The sequence below is a fragment of the Roseicyclus mahoneyensis genome (assembly GCF_003148775.1).
Taxonomy (GTDB): Bacteria; Pseudomonadota; Alphaproteobacteria; order Rhodobacterales; family Rhodobacteraceae; genus Roseicyclus; species Roseicyclus mahoneyensis.
In genome coordinates, this window is record NZ_QGGW01000006.1 from 215,090 (window position 1) to 240,575 (window position 25,486).

Sequence of the window (25,486 nt, forward strand, 5' to 3'; positions counted from 1 at the left end):
TTGGGTGACGCGACCCCTCAGGCGAAGCTCAGCGCGCGGGCCCGCATCGCTTCATACATCGGTAGCGCGCCGTCGAGCAGCGCCCGGCGCTCCTCCGGCACCTCGGGCAGCGGCCCCTCGGCCCCGGCAAAGCCGGTGGAGCGATGGACGGCATTGTACCAATGCGCCGCCCAGACCCCGTCATAACTCCGCGGCCCCGCGGGCCAGTGCAGCATCGCATCGTGGAACGGCAAGCCGATCTCGGCGCACAGCATCCCCAAGGCGCGCGCAGGGTCAGTGCGGATGTCAGCGCTGTCGATCACCGGCCCGGGCAAGGCCTGCCACAAAGCCAGTTGCTGCGAGAAGCCGATATCCTCCAAGGTCATCTCGCCCCGCTTTTCGGCGTAGCTTGCGATCACGCGGGCCGGGTGGCGAATGAGGTGGACATTGACGCAAGCCCCCGCCCAGTCCAGCGGGAAACCCGCGATCATGTGGTGCGGCATGTGCTTCATGTACCAATGCGCCTGCCCCCCCGGCACCGGCCCGGCGCAGGCGGCGGCAACCCGCGCGGGGTCGGCTTCATGCGCCGCGACGATCTCGGCGGCCATCGGGTGATCGGCGCCCGTCGCCGCCAGATAAGGCGCGTAGAACGGCTCGTCCCAGACCGCGCAATCGCCGCGCGCCGCAAAGGCATACATCATCGCCGTCGACAGGTTGCGCGGCCCCGACCACATCGCGATTTTCATCCCGTCCCTCCCGCTGGTGCCCGGGCATAAGGCCGGGCAAGCGCAGAAGGCGCAAGGGGTCACTCTTGCGTGAGATCACGCACAGGTTGCTTGCACCGCGCGCCCTGCCGCTATGCTTTGTCTTGCGTCCCACGCGAAAGGACATGCCATGCCCCGCCTGCCCCACTCCGCCCCGATCAAGGCGCTGGCCCTGACCGTTGGCATCGTCGCAGCCCTCGCCGCCCAGACCAGCCGCGCGCAGGCGCAAGACATCCGCACCGCCGTCGTCGCGGGCGGTTGCTTCTGGTGCGTGGAAAGCGATTTCGAGCGCGTGCCCGGCGTGGTCGAGGTCGTGTCGGGCTTTGCGGGCGGATCGGTGCCCAACCCGTCCTACCGCGATGTCGTGGCGGGCGGTACCGGCCATCTGGAGGTGGTGGAAATCACCTATGACGCCGACATCCTGCCTTATGACCGGCTCTTGCATCTCTTCCTGCGCTCGATCGACCCGCTGGATGCAGGCGGGCAGTTTTGCGACCGGGGCGAAAGCTACACCACCGCCATCTTCGTCGAAACCGCAGCCGAACGGCAAGCGGCGCAAGCAGCGCTGGCCCAAGCCTCCCGTTATCTGGGCCGACAGGTCGTGACCCCAATACGCAATGCCGCGCCGTTCTATCCGGCCGAGGCCTATCATCAAGATTACTACCGGTCCGAGGACGTGATCCTCACCCGGTTCGGGCCACGACGGAAATCGGTGGCTTATGACCTCTACCGCAATGCCTGTGGGCGCGATGCGCGCGTCGAACAGCTTTGGGGCGCGGATGCGCCCTTCATCCACCAAGGCGCGGGCTGAACGGTCCTGTCCAACATGCCAATGGCGTGGCGGACAGGACCCCGTTCAGGCTCAGGACTTCAGTGCGCAGGTATTGATCCCGAGCAGACGGTAGAGCGGGCAAAAACCCACGAGGCCGGTGGCCAGCGGCACGATGCCGACCCAACCCCAAGCGGTCTGGGGCCCGATGAATACGAGCGAGATCAGCACGAGGCCTGCGATGATGCGCAAGGCGCGGTCGATGGTGCCTTCGTTGCGGGGCATGATGTGCGTCCTTTCCTTTTTGATAGAAGCACTCTGGCACATACGGGCTGTTGCGCACGGTGACACTGTCACCGGTTGTCTGCGGCAATCCGTTCCAACCCGCTCCGGTCACGGATGCGCACACCGCCCTTTTCCTGTTCCACCACACCTGCCCGCGCGAACTCGGCCAACCTGCGGCTTACAAAGGCGCGGCCCGAGGCGGTTTCGGCCGCAAGTGCCGCGTGGGTCGCGGCGACAAAGCCCGCCGCATCGACCAACCGCAGCAACACGCGCGCCAGCCGCGCATCAAAGCCCGTCAGCGCCACCTCCTCGACCAGTCGCTGATATTCCGCGAAACGCTGCGCCACCCCGTCGAACACCAGCGTGCGAAAGGCATCGTCGCTGGCCAGCCGGGTCTGGAACTGGTCGGCCGGCACGATTTCGCCCGCCACATCGGCCTCCACCACGCCTTCGGCGCTGTAATGCGCGCCGCTGACCAGACAGGTGAAGGTCTGCAGGCAAACCGTGCCTGCGGCCACCCGATAGAGCACCACCTCGCGCCCGTTTGCTGCCGTCAGGGTGACCCGGATCGTGCCTTGTTCAAGGATCAGAAAGCCGGGGCAGGCCGCGCCGGGATGGAACAGCACATCGCCCGTGCGGGCGGCAAAACGGCGGATCATCTGCACTGGCCCTTTACGATCTGACACGGGCGAACTGTTTCGCCTGTCCGCATCGCGGTCAACACCGCTTGACAGGCCGGGCCCGCCCGCGCATCGAAGGCGCCATGACCGACGACACCCCCAGCCCCCGGACCCGCGAGGTCTTTACCCTTGTTGTCGAGGTCGGCCGCAAGACCGGCGACGGCCTGCCCGACAAGGCGACCGGCGCGGCGCTGATGTGCTACGCCGCCGGCATCGACGAGGCCGAGGCGGTGCGCGAAACCGTGGCGGTCCTGAAACAGGCGGATCTTGCGCCGCTCGACGTCAGCGGCCACGGCACCCGCGCCGAACGCGAGGCGGAGGGTGAGGAAATCGACCCCGAGGAAATCGCCCTGATGGACCGCGCGCTGGACGAAAACTCCGTGATCGTGGCGCAGATGACGGCCTTCTACGACTGACGGCGGATCAGGTCAGCGACCTGCGCCCCTTGGCCGAGGCCGCGACCAGCGCTTGCGCGCCGGCCCGGTCCAGCACCGGCAGGCAGGGCGTGCGGTCGGCCTGCGACAAGTTGCACGGCTGCCCCGCGTCGCCCACGGCCACGACATCGGCCAGAAGGGCCGTTTCCACCCCGCAGCGGTCGACCATGACGCAGGCGTGATCATCGAACATCAGGTGATGGAACGCCCGGACAGGTCTTTGATTGTCCCGATGCGCGCCGGGGCTCGAGGTCATGTCGCCCGCGCGCGCCAGAACGCGTTCCTCGCCGAAGATATATTCGACCGCAGGCCCCGACCGTACCACCCGCGTTTCGGGCGTGACGCAGATGTCATGGCTCAGCCCGAAATAGGGCGCGCGCAGGCGCACCGGCGACTGACGGCCGAGGCAAAGCCGCGACCGCCGTTCGATCCAGCGCAACGGCAAGGTCTCACCGGTCGCACTGACCAGAAGGTCGCCGGGTGTCAGCGTTTCAACCGGCCGCGCGCCTGTCGTTGTCGTCACCAACGCCCCGCCGGCAAGCGCCGGAAGGTCGCTCGACGCAAGCCCGAATTCCGCGATCGCCGCGACGTGACAGGTCTGCAAGAACCGGTTGTCGCGGGGCAGCAATTCATCCAGCCGCGCGGCATGGGCCAGCCCCGACCGGCAACGATGCTTTTGCAGCCTGTCATGGTTGGTGAAATCGGCGATATCACCCCGCCCCCGCGCGCAGGTCCGATACCTGAGCGACAGAGTTTCGCCCGCCCGCGCCATATCGGGCGGTGTGACAAGATCAATGTCACCATGCACCAACCGCAAGGCGCCGTCCGGCAGGGCATAAAGCCCGACCGCCCGCGCCGTTTCTGCCGCGCCTTGCCACAACCGGACAGGAACGCGCGCCGCGACCTGAGGCAAGGTGAATTCCAGACACAGCGTCAGTTCCGCATGGGCCAAGACATCCGGCACGAAACCGGACCCCCGCAGGAGCTGGCCCGATTGCCAGATGGCCGCCCAGTCATCGCGCGCGGGCGCAAGTTTCACCCATGCGTCGGACGCCAGACCTTGCGAAAGCGCAGGGATCATCAGCTGGCCAATCGCCGCAAGACCCGCGCCTCATAGGATTTCAGCGCCGCCCGCGCCGCCGGGCCATAGCCAGCATGCGTTGCCGTGTCGATCGCGGGGAACAGCGCCAGCACCTCGGCCCGTACACGATCCTCCAGATCCGACATGACCTGCGGGCCGGGCAGAAAGCTCTCGGTCTGCAACCCTTCGGACCAGATGATCTGATGCTGGTCGAACAGGAGGTGGATGTAGGTCACTTCACCGCCTTCGATGACGCGCACCGAGCAGTCGTTGACCAGATCGCGGGCGGCGACCAGCACCTCGTCCTCCCCGAACATCAGCTCGGCCATCCAATGCGTCAGCAACACACGATGCTGCGGCGACACGACAAGCCGGCCGTGATTGCCGAACACTCCCGCCTCGATCGCCACAGGCGCATGTGGCCCAATGGCCGCGACCTGCCTCTGCCCGATCCAGCGGATCGGCTGCAGCCCGTTGTCGCGCGTCTGGACCAGATCGCCAACCGACAAAAGCTCCACCGGCACCTCGCCCCGCTCGGTTCGGATGCGCGTGCCGGGGGTAAAGCAGGGCACCGTGGTCACCGAGACGAAGGCCGTATCGCTGATGCCCGCAGCATTCTGGGCGGTGTAGGTGAAATTGACCGTCACCGGACCGGTCAGATTGGTCAGGCTGGCGGGCGGCGTGATCTGCAGCGTGCCATCGGGCATCAAGGTGATCTGGTGCCCGTTCGACAGCGTGACCGTATCCCCGACGCTCACGGCGATGCCATTGATATGGGTGATGATCATCACCCCAACCCCGTTGCCGTCATTGCTCAGGACGTCGATGGTAGCGACCTGCAACTCGTTGAGCGTAATGACATCGTCATTGGCGATGAACACGCCCTGCACCGAATTCGCCGCGATCAGGACCGCGCTATCGTACTGGTTGTCCGCGACATCCGCGATACCGATGATCAGCGTGTTGCTGACCCCTATGTTCACCGGAATCAGCACCGACAGCGTCACGGTAAACCCGTCCATCTCGGTGTTGTGGGCATCGCCGGTGTTGTCGACAAACAGTGTCGCGTTCTGGGTCTGGTTGACCGAATTGATCTGCGCGATGTTCATGATGGGCGACGTGACGACCTGCCCGTTGATCCAGATCCCCACCACATCGTTGAAGATCGATCCGGTGTATTCCGGGTATTCTTCCGAGGCGAAGGTGAACTGGATCGACAGAAACTCGGTCGTCGGCACGAACCGCGTGGTCAGGATCGAGGCATCGAAGGTGCTACGCCCCGCGAGCGCGTTGAACAACGTATTGTTGTCCTGACCCGACGTGTTGCCCGAGGTGCTGGGGCTGCGGTTCGGGTCGCCGCTGGCTTGGGTGAAGTCGCGCAGGAACCCGGTGCTGAGGATCACGCCGGTGTCGCCCGGCGTCACGGCGGCCGATACCGCATCGCCATTGCTATAGGTGCCCGACGACAGCGGATCGCCGGAATAGGTCGCGCTCTGAACCGTCACGCCCGGCCCGAAGATGGTCTGTGCCATCTGCAACGCCGTGGCGCCCGTGTTGATCGGTAGTTCTTGCCCCGTTGCCATGTCCTGCCCGCCTTGCCCAATGGCCGGGTGCATGGTCTGCGCGACACGGAATGCACGCTCCGGGCGCATGTCGGCCCGGTGGTCGTGGTGGTCTGCATCGTTGCGGTCGAGCCGCTGCCTGCCCCGGCATCTTTTATCTTTGCAAGAACGATACCATCCAGACGCTGCAAGGTTAACAGTTTGATAAGTCTGGACCGGCCGCACAGCCCCATTGTGCCTTCATCGCCACAGCGCTACCCATCCTCAGACACTGCACCGAAGGCCAAAACATGCCCACCGATCCCGCCCGCCTGACCGCCGACCTTGTCCGCTGCCCCTCGGTCACCCCAGAGGAAGGCGGTGCGCTGGTCTTGCTGCAATCGCTCCTTGAACCCGCTGGCTTCTCCTGCACCCGCGTCGACCGCAACGGCACGCCCAACCTCTTCGCGCGCTGGGGCGCAAGAGGGGCGGCCCGAAGCTTTGGCTTCAATGGTCATACCGACGTCGTGCCTGTGGGCGACGAAGCTGCATGGACCCATCCGCCCTTTTCTGCCCATGAGGAAAACGGCTGGCTCTACGGGCGCGGTGCCACCGACATGAAATCGGGCGTCGCGGCCTTTGCCGCCGCCGCCATCGACTTTGTCGCCAAGACGCCCCCCGACGGCGCCATCCTCCTGACCATCACCGGCGACGAGGAAGGGCCCGGGCGCGACGGTACGCTGGCGCTGCTCGACTGGATGCAGGCCCATGGCGAACGCATGGATATCTGCATCGTGGGCGAGCCTACCTCCGTGGAAACCATCGGCGACATGGTCAAGATCGGCCGCCGAGGCTCCATGACCGCGCGGTTCACCGTGACCGGCAAGCAGGGCCATTCCGCCTATCTTCACAAGGCGTTGAACCCAATGCCCGCCGTGGCCTTCCTTGCCCACCGCCTCTCCACCCACAGTCTCGACGACGGCACCGACCATTTCGACCCCTCCACCATCTCCGTCACCACCATCGACACCGGCAATGCGGCCTCCAACGTGATCCCTGCCCGCACCCGGATGACGGTCAACATCCGTTTCAACGACCGCCACTCTGGCGCCAGCCTTACCGACTGGCTCCGCGCCGAGGCCGAGGCCGTTGCAGAGGCCACAGGCACAACCATCCAGATGGAAAGCCAGATCTCCGGCGAGGCCTTCGTGACGCCCCCCGGCCCGCTGTCTGACCTCGTGCGCCGCGCCATCGGGCAGGAAACCAACCAGTCGCCCACCCTCTCGACCACCGGCGGCACCTCGGATGCCCGCTTCGTCCGCGATCACTGCCCGGTCGTCGAGTTCGGCCTTGTCGGCCATCGCATGCACGAGGTCGACGAGCGCGTCTGGGTGCAAGACATCCAAGACCTCAAGCGGATCTACACCCGCCTGTTGACAGAGTATTTCGCACTACCGCGTTAATCCGGCGTCAAGCTTGCAGCACGTCCCTTTCCCTTCTCCGTTTCAAAAATATCCCCGCCGGAGGCTCCCGCACCCACAACCCGCGCCTCCGCCGACCAATTCCCCCATGACGCCCAGCGCGCCCCATGCTAGGCCAATTCCATGGCCATGATCCCCTCCAAAGACCAGATCCGCACATGGATCGCCGACAACCCCCACGCGACGTCCAAACGCGACATCGCCAAGGCCTTCGGCATCAAGGGTGCCGAGCGCATCGACCTCAAGCGCATCCTCAAGGAGCTGGAGGCCGAGGGGCTTGTGGAAAAGCAGGGCAAGACCTACCGCGACCCCGACAAGCTGCCTCCCGTTTCGGTCCTGCAACTTTTGGCCCCCGACGATCTGGGCGACATCTTCGCGCGCCCGCTGGAGTGGCAGGGCGAAGGTCCCGAGCCGAAGATCCTGTTTTCCCCCCGCGCGACCGATCCCGCCGTGGGTCAGGGCGACCGGATACTAGCCCGCATGCAAGAGGTGGAGGGCGAGGATCACCAGTATGTCGCCCGCCTGATCCGCCGCATCGGCACCAACCCGCTGCGCGTGCTGGGCGTGTTCCGCAAGGGGGCCGAGGGTGGGCGGATCGTGCCGATCACCAAGGGCGCCGACCGCGACTGGGCCGTGCGCCCGGGCGAGACGCATGGCGCGCGCGACGGCGAGCTGGTCGAAGCCGAACAGGTCGGCCCCAAGGGTCGCATGGGCCTGCCGCGCGCGCGCATCGTCACGCGCCTTGGCGACCCCGGCGCGCCCCGCGCGGTCAGCCTGATCGCCATTCACGACCACGCCATCCCCGATGCCTTCCCCGATGCCGCCATCGAAGAAGCCGATGCCGCGACACCGGCGGGCCCTGATGGCCGGGACGACCTGCGCGACATGGCCCTTGTCACCATCGATCCGGCCGATGCCCGCGACCGCGACGATGCCGTCCTCGCCCATCTCGACGATGACCCGAAAAACCCGGGCGGCCATGTCATCTGGGTCGCCATCGCAGATGTCGCCCATTACGTCCGCCCCGGATCGGCGCTGGACCGCGAGGCGAAAAAGCGGGGCAATTCCACCTATTTCCCCGACTGCGTCGTGCCCATGCTGCCCGACCGCCTGTCGGGCGACCTGTGTTCGCTCCACGAAGGCGTGCCGCGTGCCTGCCTTGCCGTGCGCATGGTCATTTCCGCCGATGGCACCAAGATCGCGCACCGTTTCGTGCGCGGCATGATGCGCTCCATCGCCTCGCTGGAGTATGCGCAGGTGCAGGCCGCGCAAGACGGCCAGCCCGACGACAAGACCGCGCCGCTTGTCGACGACGTGATCCACCCGCTTTACGCCGCCTATGACGCGCTGACGGCGGCCCGCACCCGCCGCCAACCGCTCGATCTCGATCTGCCCGAACGCCGGATCGAGCTGAGCGAGGAGGGCGAGGTGACGTCCGTCGCCTTCAAGGATCGTCTCGACGCCCACCGCCTGATCGAGGAATTCATGGTGCTGGCCAATGTGGCCGCCGCCGAGGAATTGATCTCGCGCCGCCAGCCGCTTTTGTTCCGCGTCCACGAGGAACCCGCCCCCGAGAAGCTGGAGGCACTGCGCGAGGTTGCCCTCGCCAGCGGGTTCACCTTGGCCAAGGGCCAGGTGCTGCAAACGAGCCATCTGAACCGGCTATTGGCGCAGGCCGAAGGCTCGGATTTCGACGAGCTGATCAACATCACCACCCTGCGCTCCATGCAGCAGGCCTACTATTTTCCGCAAAATTTCGGCCATTTCGGCCTCGCGCTGAAGGCCTATGCCCATTTCACCTCGCCGATCCGGCGCTACTCGGATCTCGTGGTGCACCGCGCGCTGATCGCCGCCCATGGCTGGGGGCAAGATGGGCTGAGCGTTGAGGACGCCGCGCATCTGGACGAGACCGCAAAACACATCTCCGGCACCGAACGCAGGTCCATGGCGGCCGAACGCGACACCGTCGACCGCTACCTTGCGGCCTATCTCGCCGACCGCGTAGGCAGCACCTTCACCGGGCGCATCTCGGGCGTCGCGCGGTTCGGGGCTTTCGTGAAACTGGACGAGACGGGGGCCGATGGCCTGTTGCCGATCCGCTCGCTTGGCAACGAATATTTCCACCATGATGCCGACAGCCAGACGCTGATGGGCTCGGAATCCGGCCTGACCATCGGCATCGGCGACCGCGTGACGGTGAAGCTGGCCGAGGCGGTTCCGGTGACAGGTGGCCTGACGCTCGAACTGATCGAGATCGACGGCAAGCACACCCCCGTCCGGCGCGGCAGGCCCGGCACCAGCCCCCGGCGCAAGGCCGGGCAGGTGGCTAAAAAACGCGCAGGCCTGCGCAAGAAAACGCCGGGCAATCGCAGCGGGCGTTGAGGTTCTGTTAACAGTGTTTCGGCCAAGATACGCTTGCACGCGGGTAAAACCCGCATGAAACGCTGCGCCGCCGCCGGATTTGCGGTATACTGTTTTCAAATCGAGCATAATCGGGCTTCAGAAAATCACATGTGGCGATCCCGTCTTGTCCGTCTGGCCGGTGCACTGGTCCTTGCCGTTCCGACCATGGTCATGGCCCTGCCTCCGGCCACGTCCCTCAGGCCCGAGATGCGGCCCGATCCGCGCGCGGACAGCCTGCCGCGCGTTGTCACCGTCTCGACGCAAGCCAGCCCGCTGGCCGTGCCCCGCTCGATCCGCCCGCAATTGCGTGGCGCCCTCACAGCCACCCTGCCGACTGCGACACCCCCCGCCACGACCGCTGCCGCCGACGCGCCCACGACGGAGGGATTTTCCGACTGGCTGCGCGGCTTTCAGGCCCGCGCGCGCAGTGCCGGGATAAGGCAGGCCACGCTGGATCAAGCCTTTTCCGGCGTCTCCGTCCTGCCCCGCGTGCTGGAGCGTGACCGCAACCAGGCCGAGTTCTCCCGTGCGCTGTGGGATTACCTCGACAGTGCCGTGTCTGCGACGCGAGTCGCCAACGGGCGGACGGCGTTGGCCCGGCACCGGGATATCCTGACGCAGATCGAACGCCGCTACGGGGTCGAGGCCGAGGTGGTGGTGGCCGTCTGGGGTCTTGAATCCGCCTATGGTGCGATGCGTGGCGACACCGACATCATCGCGGCGATGGCGACGCTGGCCTATGACGGCCGCCGCCGGGACTTCTTCGAGGAACAGCTGATCGCGGCGCTGCGCATCTTGCAGGCGGGCGATGTCAGCCCGCGCCAGATGACCGGGTCATGGGCCGGCGCGATGGGCCACACCCAGTTCATGCCGACCTCGTATCTGGAACATGCGGTGGATTTCGACGGCAACGGGCGACGCAACATCTGGTCCGACGATCCGGTCGATGCGCTCGCCTCCACCGCCAATTACCTGCGCCATTTCGGCTGGACCACAGGCCAGCCCTGGGGGCTGGAGGTGGTGCTGCCGCAAGGTTTCGATTTCAGCCTGACGGGTGAACAGGTCAAGCGCCCCGCAAGCTTCTGGAATGCCCAAGGCGTGCGGCTGGCGGCTGGCGGGCAGATCCCCGACCATGGCGATGCCTCGATCTTGCTGCCCGCCGGTCATCGCGGCGTGGCGCTGGTGATCTTCAACAATTTCCATGTGATCGAACGCTACAATCCCGCCGACGCCTATGTGATCGCCGTAGGCCATCTGTCTGACCGGATCATCGGCGGGGAGGCGTTCCGTGGCTCGTGGCCGCGCGAGGATCGTGCGCTGACCCGCGCCGAGCGGGAGGAATTGCAGCAAAGGCTGGTTACTGCCGGGTTCCACCGCTACGGCGTCGACGGGATCATAGGGCCCCAGACCATCGACTCGGTCCGCCGCTTTCAGGCTTCGGTCGGTTGGGTGCCGGATGGCTACGCATCGCTGAGAGTGCTTGAGCGGCTGCGGTGAGTCAGGTGCGCCTCGGGGCGCACCCTTTGCACCGCCCCGACATCAATCCCGCAGCAATTCGTTGATCGATGTCTTCGATCGCGTCCGCTCGTCCACCCGCTTCACGATCACGGCGCAATAGAGATGGACCCCGTTCTTCGACGGCATCGAGCCCGCCACCACGACCGACCCCGCCGGCACCTCGCCATACATCACCGCACCGGTTTCGCGATCCACGATCTTGGTCGACTGGCCGATGAACACGCCCATCCCCAGAACCGAGCCTTCGCGCACGATCACGCCCTCGACCACCTCGGACCGCGCCCCGATGAAGCAATTGTCCTCGATGATCGTGGGGCCCGCCTGCATCGGCTCAAGCACGCCGCCGATGCCGACACCGCCCGAAAGGTGCACGTTCTTGCCGATCTGAGCGCAGGACCCGACCGTGGCCCAAGTGTCCACCATCGTGCCGCTATCGACATAGGCGCCAAGATTGACGAAGGACGGCATCAGCACCACGCCCGGCGCGATATAGGCCGACCGGCGCACCACGCAGTTGGGAACGGCGCGGAACCCCGCCGCCTTCCACTGGGTGTCGCCCCAATCCTTCCACTTGCTGTCGACCTTGTCCCACCAGGACCCGCCCTGCGCCGATCCGCCCTGCAGCTCCATGTCCTTGAGCCGGAAACCCAGCAGCACGGCCTTTTTCGCCCACTGGTTCACATGCCAGTGCCCGTCGGCCTGCCGCTCGGCAACCCTCAGGCTGCCGCTGTCCAGCGCGCTCAGCGTCTCCTCGATCGCCTCGCGGGTCTGGCCCGTGGTCGCTGGGGTGATCTGGTCGCGCGCCTCCCAGGCGGCTTCGATGGCGGTCTCCAGGCGGGCGTTGGACATGGGCGGCAATCTCCTGCGGCAAAGGACGTCCCGGCGCTTCTAGCGGGCACACCCGCGGCTGGCAATCGCGCCGCCCGCAAGCTAGGTCTGATCGCAACCGATCGCAAAAGGACTGCCCATGAAGGACGACCCACGCAAAGGCCCCTTTCGCCACGCCGATCAGGATCTGGAATCGACCCGTCACGCCCCGGACACGCCGCAGGCGCGCTCATCGGCCTACCGCCTCGCCTTCGCCGACCCCGAGTTCTTGTTGCGCGACGAATTGCGCCCGGTGCGGTTGCAGCTGGAACTGCTGAAACCACAACTGGAGCTTGACGCCCGCGGCATACGCTCGACCGTGGTGCTGTTTGGTGGCGCTCGTATTCCCGACCCGGATGCGCAGGCGGGCAAAAGCGCGGCCTTGCGCGACATGAGCCACTATTACGACGAGGCGCGGCGCTTTGCGAAACTGATCACCGAACGTTCGGTCGCCACCGATTGCACCGAAAATGTCATCATCACCGGCGGTGGCCCCGGCGTGATGGAGGCGGGCAACCGTGGCGCCGCCGATGCCGGGGGCTGTTCCATCGGCCTGAACATCGTGCTGCCGCACGAACAGGAACCCAACCATTACGTAACGCCCGAGCTGTGCTTCAACTTCCACTATTTCGGCATTCGCAAGATGCATTTCCTGCTGCGCGCCAAGGCCATCGCGGTCTTTCCCGGCGGCTTCGGCACGCTGGACGAATTGTTCGAGGCGCTGACCCTGATCCAGACCGGCCGGATGGAACAAGTGCCAGTGCTGCTGTTCGGCGAGGCGTTCTGGCGCAGCATCGTGAACTGGGACGGACTGGCCGAGGCCGGCACGATCTCGCGCGCCGATCTCGACCTCTTCCGCTTTGTCGAAACCGCCGAGGATGCGGTGGCCGCCATCGACGGATGGACCCTGACCGGCAAGCGCGGCACGATCCCGGGGCGCTAGGGCACGAACGGACAAGGGGCGCGCCATGGCAGCGGCGCGCCCCCGTCGCCCCAAGCAAGGCTTAGAACCGGTAGGCGATGTTGATGCCGAAGGTGGTTACGTCGAGGTTGCTTCCGGCGACACCGGCAAAGTTGCTGAATTCATGACGCAGGATCTCGGCACCCAGGGTGATGTTGTCGGTCACGAGGTAATCGATCCCGATCCCGTAAAAGAAACCGTCATCGCCGATCGAAATGCCACCGATATTCAGGTCCAGATCCACATAACCCAAGGTGCCGTAGATCAACGTGCGTCCGGCATCATAGCCAGCCTCGATCCCGACACGCAGCAGGCCGTCGACATCGACATTGAAAGGCGGCACCGCGAAATCGAGCGATCCGACCATATAGTCGATCTCGCCACCCAGAACGAATCTGCCGAAATCGTGGCGGTATCCGCCGAAAAGACCAAAGGCATCGCCGTCGAAACCGCCACCGACCACGGCGCTGCCGTCGATCATGTCATATTGCAGACCGATATAGGGGCCGGACCAATCCACCCCCACAGAGGTGGGGGTCACGATGACAGGTGCCGGGGCAGGCGCAGGGGCAGGGGCAGTGCCACCGGCAAAGGCGGGGGCGGCGGCAAGGATGGCGGCAGATGCAAGAAGGGTCTTGTACATGGGGTCACCTGTTATGCGTTGCATGGCGGTGGGCGCAGGATCGCACCCGATAACCCGAACAATCTACCAAGCCCTTGTCTGTCACCAGTAAGTAAAACCGGTAGCAACCGCGGCAGACGGGTCAGGAAATCCCGCCCTCACCCGCCGCTGAGCAAGGCCGCACATTGCCGGGGCAATTCACCCAGTGTCAGCGGCCCACGCGGCGGCGGCGGCACGTAGTCAGGATCGGGCGGCGGTGGATTGAGGATATTGGCCGCCCATTGCCGCGCCTCGTCGCAGCCGTCGCCGGGCGGGGGGGCGGCTTGGTTTTCGCAATCACGCGACCCGGCCGGGCAATTCAGGCGCACATGGAAATGGTAGTGGTGGCCCGCTGCGGGTCTGATGTTGCGCAACCACGACCGGTCGCCGGTGGCATTGTCGCACATCCACACCTTGGCACCGGCAAAGACAAAGATCCGCGCCACCCGCGGGTCGCTGGCGGCCAGCCGCATGACCTCCATATGCTCACGCGTCCAGGTCTCGCCCACCCGCGCACCACCCGCCGACCGGGTCGAGATCGACGACAGGTTTTCCCGCTCGGCGGCCGACAGGTCGAACCGGGTCGGCGGCAGCATCCAGATGTCGACATCCAGCCCGGACTGGTGGCTCACATGGCCCGACAGCATCGGCCCGCCACGGGGTTGCGACATGTCGCCGATGTAAAGCCCGTTCCACGAGGTTTCCGCCGCCACACGCGCCGACAGGTCGCGCACATAGTCCAGCAACTCCGGATGGCCCCAGTTGCGGTTGCGGCTCAGCCGCATGGCGGCCCATGTCGGCCCGGTCTCGGGCAGACGCTCCGCCCCCGCAAGGCAGCCCCGCGAATAGCCCCCGAACACCTCGGGCGCGCCCCCGGCAGCCACCCGCTCGGCACCGAACAACAGCCGCGCCTCCTGCCCGGAGACGGTCGCGGTCAGCGGCGGCAGGCTCGACCCGCTGTCGCGCGGACCTCGGTCGCCCGCCGGCGAACAGGCCATGGCCAAGAGCAGCCCGGCAAGCGCAATGGCCGGTATCGTCTTCATGCGGTTTCCCCTTCTGCACGGACCCAGATCAACAAGACAAGGCCCACAACAAACAGCCCGATCAACGGCGCCATGCCCAACCGTGCGCTTTCCGTAACATAGGTGGTCAACCCGATCAGCGCCGGCCCGATGAAGGCCGTGGCCTTGCCCGACAGCGCATAAAGGCCAAACGCCTCGGTCGGGCGCGCGGGCGGCGCATGGCGGCACATCATCGAGCGTGACGCCGACTGCAACACGCCACCCGCGCCCCCGATGATCGCACCGCAGATGTAGAAGGTGATGTCGGGCACTGCCGATCCCGGGGCCAGCGCGATGCCCCAGAGGCTTTCGCGCGTCATGCCCAGCACCAAACCGCAGACCACGATCAGCGTCACGATCGACCCGATGATGACGGGCTTTGGCCCCAACGCGCTGTCGGCCTTGCCGCCCAGCCATGTGGCGATGGCCGACGTCACCGCGCCGATGATCCCGAAGATGCCGACCTGCGTGATCGACCAGTTCAGCACCAGCACCGCATAGGTGCCGCCGAACCCGTAAAGCGCGTTCAGCGCGTCGCGGTAGAACATCGACGAGCCGAGATAGGCGAACAAGCTGACGCGTCGGGGCAGGCTTTTGACCGTGACCCACAGGTCCTGCAACGCCGCCTTGAAACTTGGATGCGTCGCTGGCCTGCGCGGCTCGCGCACCCACAAGAAGAACGGGATCATGAACACCGCATACCAGACCGCCGTGAACGGCCCGACGAACCGCGTCCCCTCCCGCATCTCGGGGTTCAGGCCCAGCGCGGGCTCGAACCCCACGAAGGTCCGCCCGCTTTCCCCCTCGGCGAAAAAGATCAGCATCAAGAACAGCGCCAGCACACCGCCGACATAACCCCAGGCAAAGCCTGTGCCCGACAGCCGCCCGATGGCGCTGTCATCGCCCAGTTCGGGCAGCATGGAATTGGTGAAGATCGTGGTGAACTCCGCCCCGATCAGGCCGATGCCAAAGGCGATCAGCGCCCCCACAAGGAAAGAGCCGTCGGGCACCATGAACCACAGCGAGGTCGCGCCGATGAGATAGAAGGCCGAAAACAGCACGATCCACGGCATCCGCCGCCCGGTGTTGTCGGCAAAGGCCCCAAGGATCGGCGCGCAGAGCGCGATCACGATCCCCGACACTGTCTGCCCCAGCGACCACAGGCTCTGCGCGCGCGCGTCGGCCACCTGTTCGCTCAAGCCCTGCGCCATGAAACTTTCGGTGGCGACGGCAGCGAAATAGGGACCGAAGACAAAGGTCAGGCACAGCGTGAAATAAGGCTGGCTTGCCCAGTCAAAGGCCCACCAGCCATGAATGCGCCGCCGCGCCGCGCGCAGGGCGTCGGGCGACAGGGATGCCGGTTCAGGGGATGCCACGCTCATGGCGCGTAGCATCGGGTATCAGCCCCCGGCTTGTCTACCGGCTTGATGGGGCGCGTCGGCCATGGGCGGCCATGGCCTGTGGCCATCCGCCTCGGCCCATGCCAGCACCCAGTCGGGCAGCGCGGGCGACGGCGCGGCATGGCCCATCGCCTGCGCGACATCGGCCACCGGGGCCAGCCGCCCCTTTTGCGTCACGCCTGTGCGCAACAGGGCGTGGTTGCAGCAGGTCTCGCCCCGCCACATGCCCTGTTCGATATAGAAAAACCGTGCGTCCCAGCCCACAAGCCGCGTGCGCATCTCGAAGCGCTGCAGCCCGGTGATCCGCGCGCGATACCGCACCGAGGAACCGGCAACGACCAGCCCCCAGCGCTGCCGCCGCAGCACATCCATCAGCCCGATCCGGATCGACAGCGCAAAGCGGCCAAGATCGAACAGCGTCAGGATGCGACCGTTGTTCATCTCCATGAACCCGTCCAGATCCTGCGGGAGGCAACGCATCGGCAGGTGGTGCGTGTCGAACAGCCCCAAGGCCGGCTTGCGCCGCTCGGACAGGGTGATGGTGGCAAGGCGCAGGAAAGGATACATGACCTTGCCAGACCGCACCCCGCAGCCGCGGTCAAGCGCGCCGCCACGTCACTGAGTCGTCTTCTCTGTTTCGAAAATATCCCGGGGGAGGCGTGGCCCAAGGGGCCGCGGCGGGGGCAGAGCCCCCAACCCCGGCTTGCACCCGCCACCCGGCCCGACTATCTGGCACGGGCAGACACCTCAAGGACGCCCCGCCGATGACCTCCATCTTCCAGATCCTGATGCTCCTGATCGACGTGGCCTTCTTCATCGTCATCGCCCATATCATCATGAGCTGGCTGATCAATTTCGGCGTCCTGAACCTGAATCAGCCGATCGTGGCGCAGCTCTGGGACGGTCTGAACCGGATGCTGGAGCCGGTCTACGGCCCGATCCGCCGCCGGCTGCCGATGATGGGCGGGCTCGACCTTGCGCCGCTGATCGTGATCCTCGCGCTCTATGTGACCGAGATCCTCTTGCGCAACAACGTGGCGATGTTCCTCTGACAGCCGCGGCCCGCGGCCGGACTCGACTCCGCCGATGGCTCGCGCTAGATTTGGAACAAATCATGAACTCCGTGATCTGCCCACGCCCATGTCCACCGCGACACCCCGCCCCGCCCGGCCGGTCAACCGCCGCATCCTGTCGCTGTGGTTTCCACGGCTGGCCGCCGAACGCCTTCTGCGTCTGGAACCCGCCCTGGAAGACAGCCCGCTCGCCGTGGTGGGCGAACTGGGCAACCTGCGCCAGATCACATCGCTGACCCATGCCGCCAGCGCCCGCGGCCTGTCGCGCGGGCAGGCGCTGGCCGAGGCGCTGACGCTGTGCCCCGATCTCATCACCCGTCCCCATGATCCCACCCGCGAGGCCCAAGGCCTTGGCGCGCTGCGCCGCTGGGCGGGCCGGTTCAGCCCCTGGGTGGCCGAGGAGGGGCTTGAATCGCTGATGATCGACCTGACCGGCTGCGCCCATCTGTTCGGCGGGGAAGAGGCGCTGTTCGCACAGGTCCATGACGATTGCGCCGATCTGGGGCTGAGCGTGCGGGCCGGCATCGCCGACACACCGGGCGCGGCCTGGGCGCTGGCGCGCTACGCGGGCGGCGGCGGTCTGGCCCAGCCCCGCAGCGGCGACGCCATCGACCAAGAAGCGCGTGCGACACGATCCCGCGCCGAAAAGCGCCATTGGGTTCGGAGTGGCCCCGCCCCCACCCCCCGCACCGGCGCAGGCAGCATCGCCCGCATCTCGCCGCCCGGTGGCCTGCGGCAATCGCTTGCCCCCCTGCCCATCGCCGCGCTGCGCGTCGCGCCCGACACCGCAGCGGGCCTTGCCCGGCTGGGCCTGCGCCGCATCGGCGACCTGATCGGCATGCCGCGCGCGGGGCTCGCCCGCCGCTTCGGGCAGGATCTGGTGCGCCGTCTGGATCAGGCGCTGGGGGTGGAACCCGAACCGATCTCGCCCGCGGGCGCGCCGCTCCATTTCGCCGTGCGCCTGACCCTGCCCGATCCCATCGGGCTTGAGGCCGATATCCTCGCCGGTCTCGACCGGCTTTTGCCGCCGCTCTGCGACAAGCTGCGCGCGCGCGGGCGCGGCGCACGGCGGCTGAGGCTCGAGATGATCCGCGCCGAGGGTGGCACACAAGCCATCGAGATTGGTCTGGCCCGCCCCGCCGACCGCCCCGACAGCCTGCGTCCCTTGTTCGAGCTGAAGCTGGGTGGCATCGACGCGGGCTTCGGCTTTGACGTGCTGCGCCTTGTAGCAGCTGTCACCGAACCCTTGCACGCTACCGAGCACAAGGGCGGCTGGGCCGTCGCGGAGGAGGCGCGCGCAGATCGCAGCGCCGGTCAGGCGCTCGACGACCTGATCGCCCGGATCGGCGCCCGCGTCGGCCTTGACCGGATCACCCGCGAACACCCCGCCGACAGTCATGTCCCCGAGAAAACCCAATCCACCCAAGCCGCCGCCTACAGCGCCCCCGCGCCCGACTGGCCCGCCCACACACGCCCCCGGCCGCTCACGCTCTTCCGCCCGGAACCCGTCACCGCACCCGACGCACCCGATGTGCCTGCGCACTTTCGCTGGCGGGGCCGTGTCTTCGAGACACAGGCCGCCCATGGCCCCGAACGCATCGCGCCGGAATGGTGGCTGGATGATCCCAACTGGCGATCAGGCGTGCGCGACTACTGGCGAGTCGCGACAACCGGGGGGCAGCGCATCTGGCTTTTTTACGCCCATGGCGGCGCGATGTCGGGCGGTTGGTTCGCGCAGGGCGATTTCGGCTGAGCCCACCCGCCGCGGATCGTTGACCAGACAGTGAAGGTCAGGCCAAAGGCCCTAAGATTGTTCGAAAAATCAGAAACAATTCACACGTAAATCTATCTAAAGGCAGAACAAATATAACTAAAGTTTGACTCTGAGCACTGAGACAGATCAAAATGTTAATGCTCCGTAAATGAGTATTTCGGCCGCGCGGCACGAGAATGGCAGCGCGCCCATCGTAACGATCTGGGGGTCAAAATCATGCTGTTTGGTGTGTTGCCACTGCTGTTTGCGGCCCTGGGCCTGAGTTTTCTCCTCGGCGGCGATGACACCCCCCCCCCGGAAGACAGTGACGAACTGACCCTCACGGACGACGATGACGTCCTCAGGCTAGAAGACACCACCGCCACCACCATCAACACCCTCGGCGGCAACGATACGGTCACCTCCTTCGCGCCGCAGGACGTCGTGATCCGGCTTGGCGAAGGCGACGACTATGCAGACCTGCAGGGCGGCGGCAACGCCACGATCTTTGGCCGCGACGGCAACGACACCATCACCATGACCGGCGAGGGCTCACTGCTCGCCTATCTGGGCATGGGCGATGATGTCGTGGGCGGTTTCGAGGGCACGGTCGAGGCCTATGGCGGCGGCGGCCACGACACGATGAACGGTGGCGCGGGCGACGACACGCTGGTCGGGGGTACCGGGAATGACGCGATCTCGGGTGGCTTCGGCAATGACAGCCTTGATGGCGGGTTCGGCGACGACGAGATCTTCGGCGACGACGGCGAAGATACCCTGATCGGAGGCCAGGGCAACGACACGTTGAATGGCGGGTTCGACAATGACGTTCTCTTCGGCGGAACCGGCAACGACTCGCTCGACGGCGGCTTTGGCGACGACCGCCTCGACGGTGGCGCGGGCGACGATACCCTCGTCGGCGGCGGCGGTGTCGGCAACGACACGCTTCTGGGCGGCGACGGCAACGACAGCATCCAGGACCTGACCGGCAACGACCTGCTGATCGGCGGCGCGGGCGACGACACGATGTCGACCGACGGCTATGGCGACACGATCCTCGGCTATGGCGGCAACGATCTGATCTTTGCCAACCTCGAAAATAGTCAGTCCTCGGGCGGCATGTATGTGGATGGCGGCGCAGGCGACGACCGGATCACCGGCGGCAACGGCGACGACACCCTGCTCGGCGGGGGTGACAACGATACGATCCTCGGCGGACTCGGGGATGACAGCATCGAGGGCGGCGACGGCGATGACCGTATCGAAGGACAGGACGGCGACGATCTTCTGCTGGGTGGCAACGGCAATGATCGGCTTCTGGGCGGTGACGGTCAGGACACCCTCGAAGGCCATTTAGGCAACGACACGCTGAGCGGTGACGCGGGCGACGACCTGCTGATCGACTTCAACGGCAATGACATGCTGATGGGCGGTGATGGCAATGACACGATCGAGACCGACGGCCGTGGCGATACCATCTTCGGCGGTGCGGGCAACGACCTGATCTACGCGGTGACCTCTTTCTCGGCCGGCACGCTGGGCTCCGTGATCGATGGGGGTGACGGAGACGACACCATCTTCGGCGACATGAACGCCACGATCACGGGCGGGGCCGGGGCGGATGACATAACCCTGCTGACCACCTTCGGAAGCATCGCCAACCCGGCGGTCATCACCGACTTCGACCCGGCCATGGATCGGCTGACACTCGATACGCAAACCGGCACGGCCAGCGCTATCACGCCTTGGCTCGATCTGCGTGCCGCGGCCAATGGCACGGATGTCGAGGTTCTGCTCGATGGCGAGGTTCATGTTCTGCTCCGCGACGTCGCCCTGACCGACGCGCTCAGGGCGCAGGTCGGACTGAGCGTCGATCCCATCCCTGGAACCGATGGCAACGACACCTTGTCGGGTCTGGGCACGGATACGCTGATCGGTGGCGCGGGTAACGACCTGCTGATCGGCCAGGCCACCGGCAACACCGTGGAACTGTCGGTGACAGCGCCCGGCGTCTTGCTGGGTGGTGACGGCGACGATACGCTGATCGGCGGCCCCGGTGACATCCTGACGGGCGGCGAGGGCGCGGACAGTTTTGAGGTTGTCAGCACAAGCGGCGCGAGCGGCCCGACCGTGATCATGGATTTCGACAACGCCAACGATCAGTTGACTGTCACCTATTTCGTGGCTGAAGGCGAGGATGCCAGCCTCTACGAAGGATCGCTGCGCCAGAACGGCGACACGCTCGAGGTTCTCGTGAACAATCAGGTCGTGGCCCAACTCCCTGGGATCACGGGGAACATCGGCTGGGGGCTGACCGTTGTCGTCGATAACGCCTCAAGCGAGCCTGTGCCCCTTATCGGCACAGATGGGGCCGATACATTGACGGGCACGGGGTCCGATACAGTGATCGGGGGCGCGGGTGACGATGTGCTGATCGGCCAGATGACCGGCAGCACAACAGCCCTGGCGGTGACAACGCCCGGCATCTTGCAGGGCGGTGACGGCAATGACACCCTGATCGGTGGACCGGGCGACCTCCTGACAGGCGGCGACGGCGCGGACCTTTTTGAGGTACACAGCACAACCGGCGGCATAGGCCCGACCGTGATCACGGATTTCGACAACGCCAACGATCAGCTGAATGTCACCTATTACATCGGTGAGGGCGAGGATGCCGGCCTTTACGAAGGATCGCTGCGCCAGAATGGCGACACGCTCGAGGTCCTCGTAAACAACCAGGTCGTGGTCCAGCTTCCCGGGATCACCGGCCCTGTCGGCTGGGGGCTGACCGTCGCCCCTGATGGAGCCACAAGCGGGATTGTGGGCGGTACCGATGGCAACGACACCCTGATCGGACTAGGGGCTGAGACGCTGCTGGGCGGGGCGGGTGACGACGTGATCTACAGCTATGCCCCCGACGGCGAAGGGCGCAACGACGGACCCGCGCTGATGCAGGGCGAGGCAGGCGACGACGTGCTGTTCGGCAAGCTCGGCGACACCATGATAGGCGGCCTCGGCAGCGACCAGTTCGAGGTTCTGCTGCCGCTGGGAAGGCCGGACACCGATGAGCCGGCGGTGATCACCGATTTCGATCCCGAGGCCGACACCCTGATGATCACGATCGAAGTGGGCCAGGACATGGGTGGCGTCTTCCCCTACGAGATCGAGCAGCGCGACAGCGCAAACGGCCTCGAGGTCGTGGTCGACGGGCGCGTCGTTGTGGTGGTGCTGAACGTAACCCTGGGCGACGGCATCGATGTCGGCTTCGGCGAGGCCTCCTTCGGCCCCGCCTGACGACCCGGCCCAAGGGGCCTGTCCTCATCGCGGCTACCCGCCCACGGGGCGCGCCGGGGGGGCGGCCAGACTGCCAGGACCCGCGCGGTGCCTCAGATGGCCGCGCGGCGCATCTCGTCCAGATAGATCTCACGCAGCCGGGCCGTGACATGACCCGGTTTGCCCGTCCCGATGGGCGCGCCGTCCATCTCCACCACCGGCATCACGAAGCTTGACGCCGAGGTGATGAACGCCTCATCCGCCGCTTTCGCCTCATCGACGGTAAAGGGGCGTTCCTCGACCGTCATCTGTGCCTCGCGCGCGAACCGCAGCACGGCGACCCGCGTGATCCCGTGCAGGATCTCGGTGCCCAGATGGCGGGTGATGATGGTGTTGCCCTTGACGATATAGGCGTTGTTCGACGTGCCTTCGGTCACATGGCCATCCTCGACCATCCAGGCATCATCGGCGCCTGCGGCCTTGGCCATCATCTTGCCCAGCGAGGGATAGAGCAACTGCACCGTCTTGATGTCGCGCCGGCCCCAGCGCTGATCCTCGATGGAAATCACCTTCATGCCGGTCTTGGCCATCGGGTTCTGCGCCAGCCCCGGTTTGGCCTGCGTGAACAGAACGATGGTCGGCACGGGATCCTTGGGAAAGGCGAAGTCGCGGTCGGCGGCGCCGCGCGTGATCTGCAGGTAGATCAAGCCTTCGTCGATGTCGTTGAGCCGCACCAGTTCGCGGTGGATGCCCAGCAGCTCATCTTCGGTCACCGGATTGGCCATCTGCAATTCATCGAGCGAGCGCTGCAGGCGTTTGGCATGGCCCGCGAAATCGATCAGCTTGCCGTCCAGAACGCTGGTGACCTCGTAGACGCCATCGGCGAACAGAAAGCCGCGGTCGAAGATCGACACTTTCGCCTCGGTTTCGGGCAGGTACTCTCCGTTCACGTAGACAGTACGGGCCATTGCAGGTTCATCCCCAAAGTTCGGGCCGGGCCGGGTGTACCCCGGCGGCGTCATAGTCCAAAGGCGTTGCGCGGTCTTCGGCCAGCAGAAGCGGCCCGTCAAGATCGACAATCGCCACGCCTTGGGCCACCAGCACCGCAGGCGCCATCGCCAGCGACGATCCCACCATGCAGCCGACCATGACCGCGTAGCCTTCGGCCTGCGCCAATTCCCTCAGCGCCAGCGCCTCGGTCAGGCCGCCGGTCTTGTCGAGCTTGATGTTGACCATGTCGTATTTGCCCTTGAGGCCCGGCAGGCTGTGCCGATCGTGGCAGGATTCGTCCGCGCAGACGGGCAGCGGGCGCGCGATCTCGGCCAGCATGTCGTCGGCCCCGGCAGGCAGGGGTTGTTCCACCATCTCGACGCCAAGGCGCAGCAGATGGGGCGCGAGATCGGCATAGACCTCCGCCGTCCAGCCCTCGTTCGCGTCCACGATAATGCGCGAGGCGGGCGCACCGGCGCGCACCGCCTCCAGCCTCGGCATGTCGTCGGGCGTGCCCAGCTTGATCTTGAGCAGCGGGCGATGTGCGTGTCTTGCCGCCGCCGCGCGCATGTTGTCGGGCGTGTCGAGCGACAGGGTGTAGGCCGTGATCACCGGCCCCGGTGCGGGCAGGCCCGCCAGATCCCAGACGCGGGTAATGGCGCGCTTGGCCTCCAGATCCCACAGCGCGCAATCGACCGCATTGCGCGCGGCCCCTGCGGGCAAGGCCGCTTGCAGGGCGTCGCGGGTGACGCCTTCGGGCAGCCCCTCGATCTGGGCGCGCACGCTGTCCAGCGTTTCGCCGTAACGGGCGTAAGGCACACATTCACCCCGGCCCGTGATGCCATCGCGGGTGACGGTGACGGTCAGCACCTTGGCTTCGGTCCGCGACCCGCGCGAGATGGTAAAGACCTGCGCAAGCCGGAAGGTGTCGGCACAGACCCGGATCATAGCGCTGCCAGTGCATCAGCCAGTTTCGCCGCACCCTGCCGGAACGGGTCGCAGGCGGGCAGGCCCATCCGCTTTTCGGTCGCTTCCAGATAGCTCAGCGCCTCATCCTCGCCCATTCCGGACGTGTTGATCGACACGCCCACGATCTGACAGGCTGGGTTAGCGATGCGCGCGATCGGCAGCGCCATGTCGCGCACCGCCTCGAGGCTGGGCAGATCATAGCCCGGCAGGCCCCGCATATGCGCCCGCGTGGGTTCATGGCACAAGATCATCGCATCAGGCTGGCCACCATGGATCAGCGCCATGGTGACCCCGGAATAGGAGACGTGGAACAGGCTGCCCTGCCCCTCGATATGATCCCAATGATCGGCATCATTGTCGGGCGTCAGCCATTCCACCGACCCCGCCATGAAATCCGCGATCACCGCATCGAGCGGCACACCATTGCCTGTCACCAGAATGCCGGTCTGCCCCGTCGCCCGGAAACTGGACTTGAGCCCGCGCGCCTTCATCTCGGCATCAACGGCGAGCGAGGTGTACATCTTGCCCACCGAACAATCCGTGCCGATGGTGAGACAGCGCTTGCCCGTCCGCTTCACGCCATTGGCGATGGGGTATTTCACCGACGGCACCCGCACATCGTGCAACTGCCGGCCTGTGGCGCGCGCTACGGCTGCTAGGTCTTCCTCATCGCGCAAGAGGTTGTGCAGGCCCGAGGCCAGATCGAAGCCTTCCTCCAGCGCCTGCACCAGCACCTTTTTCCACGCGGCCGAGATCACGCCGCCCCGGTTCGCCACGCCAATGACCAACGTTTTCGCCCCCGCGGCCTTGGCTGTGGCAAGATCCATGTCGGGCAGGCGCACATCGGCGCGGCAGCCCTCCATCCGGAACTGGCCCACGGAATTGTCGGGACGCCAGTCGCGGATGCCTTGCGCCACCTTGGCAGCCAACTGGTCGGGCGCATCGCCGAGGAACAACAGATAGGGGGTCTCGATCATGGCGGCGCCTCCGGGCGGTCACGTTTGCGGGGATTCGATGAAGGAAGGATAGCCCGCCCATCCTGCAGAACGGTCGCGTTTCACGCGCCAGCTTGCGGGAGTTGTCGAAGATATATGCGCGGGAGCGCCCAAACGCGGGAAATTCCCGCGCCAATCAGGCCGAGGGCAGCAGACCAACCGGGATCTCGACCGTGGTCTCGAAATCCACCGGCGCCCGTGTCGTGGCGGCTGTGTTGCGCTTGAATTCATAGCGCATCAGATCGCCCGCCTGTTCCGAGGCGACGATCAGCGCCTGATACAAGTGCCGGGGGCCATCATAGATGTCGATCAAGCCACGCAGGTGAGGTGCATCCTCGGCGTCCACGGAGAACCCGCGATCCGTCATCTCGAGGATCGGATAGGCCTCGTCGCCCACATGCACGAGCCGCGTTGCGCGACGGCGGCGCGCCTGTTTCTGTGCGGCGGCAAGTTCGTCGCGGACCGACTGGGGCAGAAAGCTCGACATCTGGATGTCCCTCCAAGGACCTTACGAGGCAAAGATGGAACATCGCCCGATTAAGTCAATG

Annotated in this window: 23 protein-coding genes; 9 read left to right on the forward strand and 14 right to left on the reverse strand. The window is 66.0% G+C overall.

Annotated features, from left to right (window positions below; genetic code table 11):
• Positions 1-17: 17 nt before the first annotated feature.
• The gene (locus C7455_RS13555) at positions 18-725 is read right to left on the reverse strand and encodes a sulfotransferase-like domain-containing protein (RefSeq protein ID WP_109669078.1); all 708 of its coding nucleotides are present in this window, start codon (positions 723-725) and stop codon (positions 18-20) included.
• A 148-nt stretch (positions 726-873) separates the two neighbouring features.
• Between C7455_RS13555 and msrA the strand changes: the two genes are divergently transcribed.
• The gene (gene msrA, locus C7455_RS13560; protein ID WP_109669080.1) at positions 874-1,554 is read left to right on the forward strand and encodes a peptide-methionine (S)-S-oxide reductase MsrA; all 681 of its coding nucleotides are present in this window, start codon (positions 874-876) and stop codon (positions 1,552-1,554) included.
• Between the two features lie 51 nt (positions 1,555-1,605).
• On the opposite strand, the gene C7455_RS13565 is transcribed toward msrA, so the two are convergent.
• Both C7455_RS13565 and C7455_RS13570 read right to left on the reverse strand, forming a co-directional pair.
• Positions 1,606-1,797, reverse strand: a complete 192-nt coding sequence (locus C7455_RS13565; RefSeq protein ID WP_109669082.1) for a YgaP family membrane protein — start codon at positions 1,795-1,797, stop codon at positions 1,606-1,608.
• A 68-nt stretch (positions 1,798-1,865) separates the two neighbouring features.
• Positions 1,866-2,456: a Crp/Fnr family transcriptional regulator gene (locus C7455_RS13570; RefSeq protein WP_109669084.1), complete on the reverse strand. Its 591-nt coding sequence runs from the start codon at positions 2,454-2,456 to the stop codon at positions 1,866-1,868.
• A gap of 104 nt (positions 2,457-2,560) precedes the next feature.
• On the opposite strand from C7455_RS13570, the gene C7455_RS13575 reads away from it, so the two are divergent.
• Positions 2,561-2,893: a hypothetical protein gene (locus C7455_RS13575; protein WP_109669086.1), complete on the forward strand. Its 333-nt coding sequence runs from the start codon at positions 2,561-2,563 to the stop codon at positions 2,891-2,893.
• A gap of 7 nt (positions 2,894-2,900) precedes the next feature.
• Here C7455_RS13575 and C7455_RS13580 read toward each other — a convergent pair whose 3' ends face one another.
• Together C7455_RS13580 and C7455_RS13585 are read right to left on the reverse strand one after the other, a co-directional pair.
• Entirely contained in the window at positions 2,901-3,992 is a 1,092-nt protein-coding gene (locus C7455_RS13580) for a Hint domain-containing protein (protein WP_109669088.1), read from the reverse strand.
• On the reverse strand, positions 3,992-5,575 hold the full coding sequence (locus C7455_RS13585; RefSeq protein ID WP_109669191.1) for a Hint domain-containing protein: 1,584 nt from the start codon (positions 5,573-5,575) through the stop codon (positions 3,992-3,994). The genes C7455_RS13580 and C7455_RS13585 overlap by 1 nt, the downstream gene beginning before the upstream one ends.
• Positions 5,576-5,844: 269 nt before the next feature.
• On the opposite strand from C7455_RS13585, the gene dapE reads away from it, so the two are divergent.
• The 3 genes from dapE to C7455_RS13600 all read left to right on the forward strand — a co-directional run bounded on the left by dapE (position 5,845) and on the right by C7455_RS13600 (position 10,914).
• Complete coding sequence (gene dapE / locus C7455_RS13590) at positions 5,845-6,996, forward strand: succinyl-diaminopimelate desuccinylase (RefSeq protein ID WP_109669090.1); 1,152 nt, start codon at positions 5,845-5,847, stop codon at positions 6,994-6,996.
• A gap of 141 nt (positions 6,997-7,137) precedes the next feature.
• Complete coding sequence (gene rnr, locus C7455_RS13595) at positions 7,138-9,396, forward strand: ribonuclease R (protein WP_109669092.1); 2,259 nt, start codon at positions 7,138-7,140, stop codon at positions 9,394-9,396.
• 129 nt (positions 9,397-9,525) lie between these two features.
• Positions 9,526-10,914: a lytic murein transglycosylase gene (locus tag C7455_RS13600; RefSeq protein ID WP_245904330.1), complete on the forward strand. Its 1,389-nt coding sequence runs from the start codon at positions 9,526-9,528 to the stop codon at positions 10,912-10,914.
• Between the two features lie 42 nt (positions 10,915-10,956).
• On the opposite strand, the gene dapD is transcribed toward C7455_RS13600, so the two are convergent.
• A complete protein-coding gene (dapD, locus tag C7455_RS13605; RefSeq protein WP_109669094.1) occupies positions 10,957-11,784 on the reverse strand; it encodes a 2,3,4,5-tetrahydropyridine-2,6-dicarboxylate N-succinyltransferase in 828 nt (275 codons plus the stop codon).
• 118 nt (positions 11,785-11,902) lie between these two features.
• Between dapD and C7455_RS13610 the strand changes: the two genes are divergently transcribed.
• A complete protein-coding gene (locus tag C7455_RS13610) occupies positions 11,903-12,745 on the forward strand; it encodes an LOG family protein (protein ID WP_109669096.1) in 843 nt (280 codons plus the stop codon).
• 61 nt (positions 12,746-12,806) lie between these two features.
• Here C7455_RS13610 and C7455_RS13615 read toward each other — a convergent pair whose 3' ends face one another.
• From C7455_RS13615 to C7455_RS13630, 4 genes are all read right to left on the reverse strand, one after another.
• The gene (locus tag C7455_RS13615; protein WP_170119080.1) at positions 12,807-13,406 is read right to left on the reverse strand and encodes an outer membrane protein; all 600 of its coding nucleotides are present in this window, start codon (positions 13,404-13,406) and stop codon (positions 12,807-12,809) included.
• A 137-nt stretch (positions 13,407-13,543) separates the two neighbouring features.
• A complete protein-coding gene (gene mepA / locus C7455_RS13620; protein ID WP_109669099.1) occupies positions 13,544-14,467 on the reverse strand; it encodes a penicillin-insensitive murein endopeptidase in 924 nt (307 codons plus the stop codon).
• Entirely contained in the window at positions 14,464-15,867 is a 1,404-nt protein-coding gene (locus tag C7455_RS13625; RefSeq protein WP_109669101.1) for an MFS transporter, read from the reverse strand. The genes mepA and C7455_RS13625 overlap by 4 nt, the downstream gene beginning before the upstream one ends.
• A gap of 18 nt (positions 15,868-15,885) precedes the next feature.
• Entirely contained in the window at positions 15,886-16,452 is a 567-nt protein-coding gene (locus C7455_RS13630; RefSeq protein WP_109669103.1) for an acyl-CoA thioesterase, read from the reverse strand.
• Between the two features lie 197 nt (positions 16,453-16,649).
• Here C7455_RS13630 and C7455_RS13635 point away from each other — a divergent pair, with 197 nt between their 5' ends.
• From C7455_RS13635 to C7455_RS13645, 3 genes are all read left to right on the forward strand, one after another.
• Positions 16,650-16,937, forward strand: coding sequence for a YggT family protein (locus C7455_RS13635; RefSeq protein WP_109669104.1), 288 nt, complete (start codon positions 16,650-16,652; stop codon positions 16,935-16,937).
• Between the two features lie 88 nt (positions 16,938-17,025).
• On the forward strand, positions 17,026-18,711 hold the full coding sequence (locus C7455_RS13640) for a DUF6504 family protein (protein WP_109669106.1): 1,686 nt from the start codon (positions 17,026-17,028) through the stop codon (positions 18,709-18,711).
• 237 nt (positions 18,712-18,948) lie between these two features.
• A complete protein-coding gene (locus C7455_RS13645) occupies positions 18,949-22,005 on the forward strand; it encodes a calcium-binding protein (protein WP_109669108.1) in 3,057 nt (1,018 codons plus the stop codon).
• Positions 22,006-22,097: 92 nt separating this feature from the next.
• Here the strand turns inward: C7455_RS13645 and C7455_RS13650 are convergent, their stop codons facing one another.
• From C7455_RS13650 to C7455_RS13665, 4 genes are all read right to left on the reverse strand, one after another.
• A complete protein-coding gene (locus C7455_RS13650; protein WP_109669110.1) occupies positions 22,098-22,952 on the reverse strand; it encodes a D-amino-acid transaminase in 855 nt (284 codons plus the stop codon).
• A 7-nt stretch (positions 22,953-22,959) separates the two neighbouring features.
• Positions 22,960-23,922 carry an N-acetyl-D-Glu racemase DgcA gene (dgcA, locus tag C7455_RS13655; protein ID WP_109669111.1) on the reverse strand — a complete coding sequence of 321 codons (963 nt, stop codon included), beginning with the start codon at positions 23,920-23,922 and terminating at the stop codon, positions 22,960-22,962.
• Positions 23,919-24,920 carry an N-acetyltransferase DgcN gene (dgcN, locus tag C7455_RS13660; RefSeq protein ID WP_109669113.1) on the reverse strand — a complete coding sequence of 334 codons (1,002 nt, stop codon included), beginning with the start codon at positions 24,918-24,920 and terminating at the stop codon, positions 23,919-23,921. Before dgcN ends, dgcA begins: the two co-directional genes overlap by 4 nt.
• A gap of 154 nt (positions 24,921-25,074) precedes the next feature.
• Positions 25,075-25,425 carry a hypothetical protein gene (locus tag C7455_RS13665; protein WP_109669114.1) on the reverse strand — a complete coding sequence of 117 codons (351 nt, stop codon included), beginning with the start codon at positions 25,423-25,425 and terminating at the stop codon, positions 25,075-25,077.
• Positions 25,426-25,486: the final 61 nt, after the last annotated feature.

Excerpts from the sequence above, each read along its gene's own strand:
- dapD (WP_109669094.1), bottom strand. The coding sequence starts at position 11,784 with ATGTCCAACGCCCGCCTGGAGACCGCCATCGAAGCCGCCTGGGAGGCG.
- C7455_RS13585 (WP_109669191.1), bottom strand. The coding sequence starts at position 5,575 with ATGGCAACGGGGCAAGAACTACCGATCAACACGGGCGCCACGGCGTTG.
- C7455_RS13610 (WP_109669096.1), top strand. The coding sequence starts at position 11,903 with ATGAAGGACGACCCACGCAAAGGCCCCTTTCGCCACGCCGATCAGGAT.
- C7455_RS13600 (WP_245904330.1), top strand. The coding sequence starts at position 9,526 with ATGTGGCGATCCCGTCTTGTCCGTCTGGCCGGTGCACTGGTCCTTGCC.
- C7455_RS13645 (WP_109669108.1), top strand. The coding sequence starts at position 18,949 with ATGCTGTTTGGTGTGTTGCCACTGCTGTTTGCGGCCCTGGGCCTGAGT.
- C7455_RS13580 (WP_109669088.1), bottom strand. The coding sequence starts at position 3,992 with ATGATCCCTGCGCTTTCGCAAGGTCTGGCGTCCGACGCATGGGTGAAA.
- dgcN (WP_109669113.1), bottom strand. The coding sequence starts at position 24,920 with ATGATCGAGACCCCCTATCTGTTGTTCCTCGGCGATGCGCCCGACCAG.
- C7455_RS13615 (WP_170119080.1), bottom strand. The coding sequence starts at position 13,406 with ATGTACAAGACCCTTCTTGCATCTGCCGCCATCCTTGCCGCCGCCCCC.
- C7455_RS13665 (WP_109669114.1), bottom strand. The coding sequence starts at position 25,425 with ATGTCGAGCTTTCTGCCCCAGTCGGTCCGCGACGAACTTGCCGCCGCA.
- msrA (WP_109669080.1), top strand. The coding sequence starts at position 874 with ATGCCCCGCCTGCCCCACTCCGCCCCGATCAAGGCGCTGGCCCTGACC.
- C7455_RS13625 (WP_109669101.1), bottom strand. The coding sequence starts at position 15,867 with ATGAGCGTGGCATCCCCTGAACCGGCATCCCTGTCGCCCGACGCCCTG.
- rnr (WP_109669092.1), top strand. The coding sequence starts at position 7,138 with ATGGCCATGATCCCCTCCAAAGACCAGATCCGCACATGGATCGCCGAC.
- C7455_RS13650 (WP_109669110.1), bottom strand. The coding sequence starts at position 22,952 with ATGGCCCGTACTGTCTACGTGAACGGAGAGTACCTGCCCGAAACCGAG.
- C7455_RS13565 (WP_109669082.1), bottom strand. The coding sequence starts at position 1,797 with ATGCCCCGCAACGAAGGCACCATCGACCGCGCCTTGCGCATCATCGCA.
- C7455_RS13570 (WP_109669084.1), bottom strand. The coding sequence starts at position 2,456 with ATGATCCGCCGTTTTGCCGCCCGCACGGGCGATGTGCTGTTCCATCCC.
- C7455_RS13575 (WP_109669086.1), top strand. The coding sequence starts at position 2,561 with ATGACCGACGACACCCCCAGCCCCCGGACCCGCGAGGTCTTTACCCTT.
- dgcA (WP_109669111.1), bottom strand. The coding sequence starts at position 23,922 with ATGATCCGGGTCTGTGCCGACACCTTCCGGCTTGCGCAGGTCTTTACC.
- mepA (WP_109669099.1), bottom strand. The coding sequence starts at position 14,467 with ATGAAGACGATACCGGCCATTGCGCTTGCCGGGCTGCTCTTGGCCATG.
- C7455_RS13555 (WP_109669078.1), bottom strand. The coding sequence starts at position 725 with ATGAAAATCGCGATGTGGTCGGGGCCGCGCAACCTGTCGACGGCGATG.
- C7455_RS13640 (WP_109669106.1), top strand. The coding sequence starts at position 17,026 with ATGTCCACCGCGACACCCCGCCCCGCCCGGCCGGTCAACCGCCGCATC.
- C7455_RS13635 (WP_109669104.1), top strand. The coding sequence starts at position 16,650 with ATGACCTCCATCTTCCAGATCCTGATGCTCCTGATCGACGTGGCCTTC.
- C7455_RS13630 (WP_109669103.1), bottom strand. The coding sequence starts at position 16,452 with ATGTATCCTTTCCTGCGCCTTGCCACCATCACCCTGTCCGAGCGGCGC.
- dapE (WP_109669090.1), top strand. The coding sequence starts at position 5,845 with ATGCCCACCGATCCCGCCCGCCTGACCGCCGACCTTGTCCGCTGCCCC.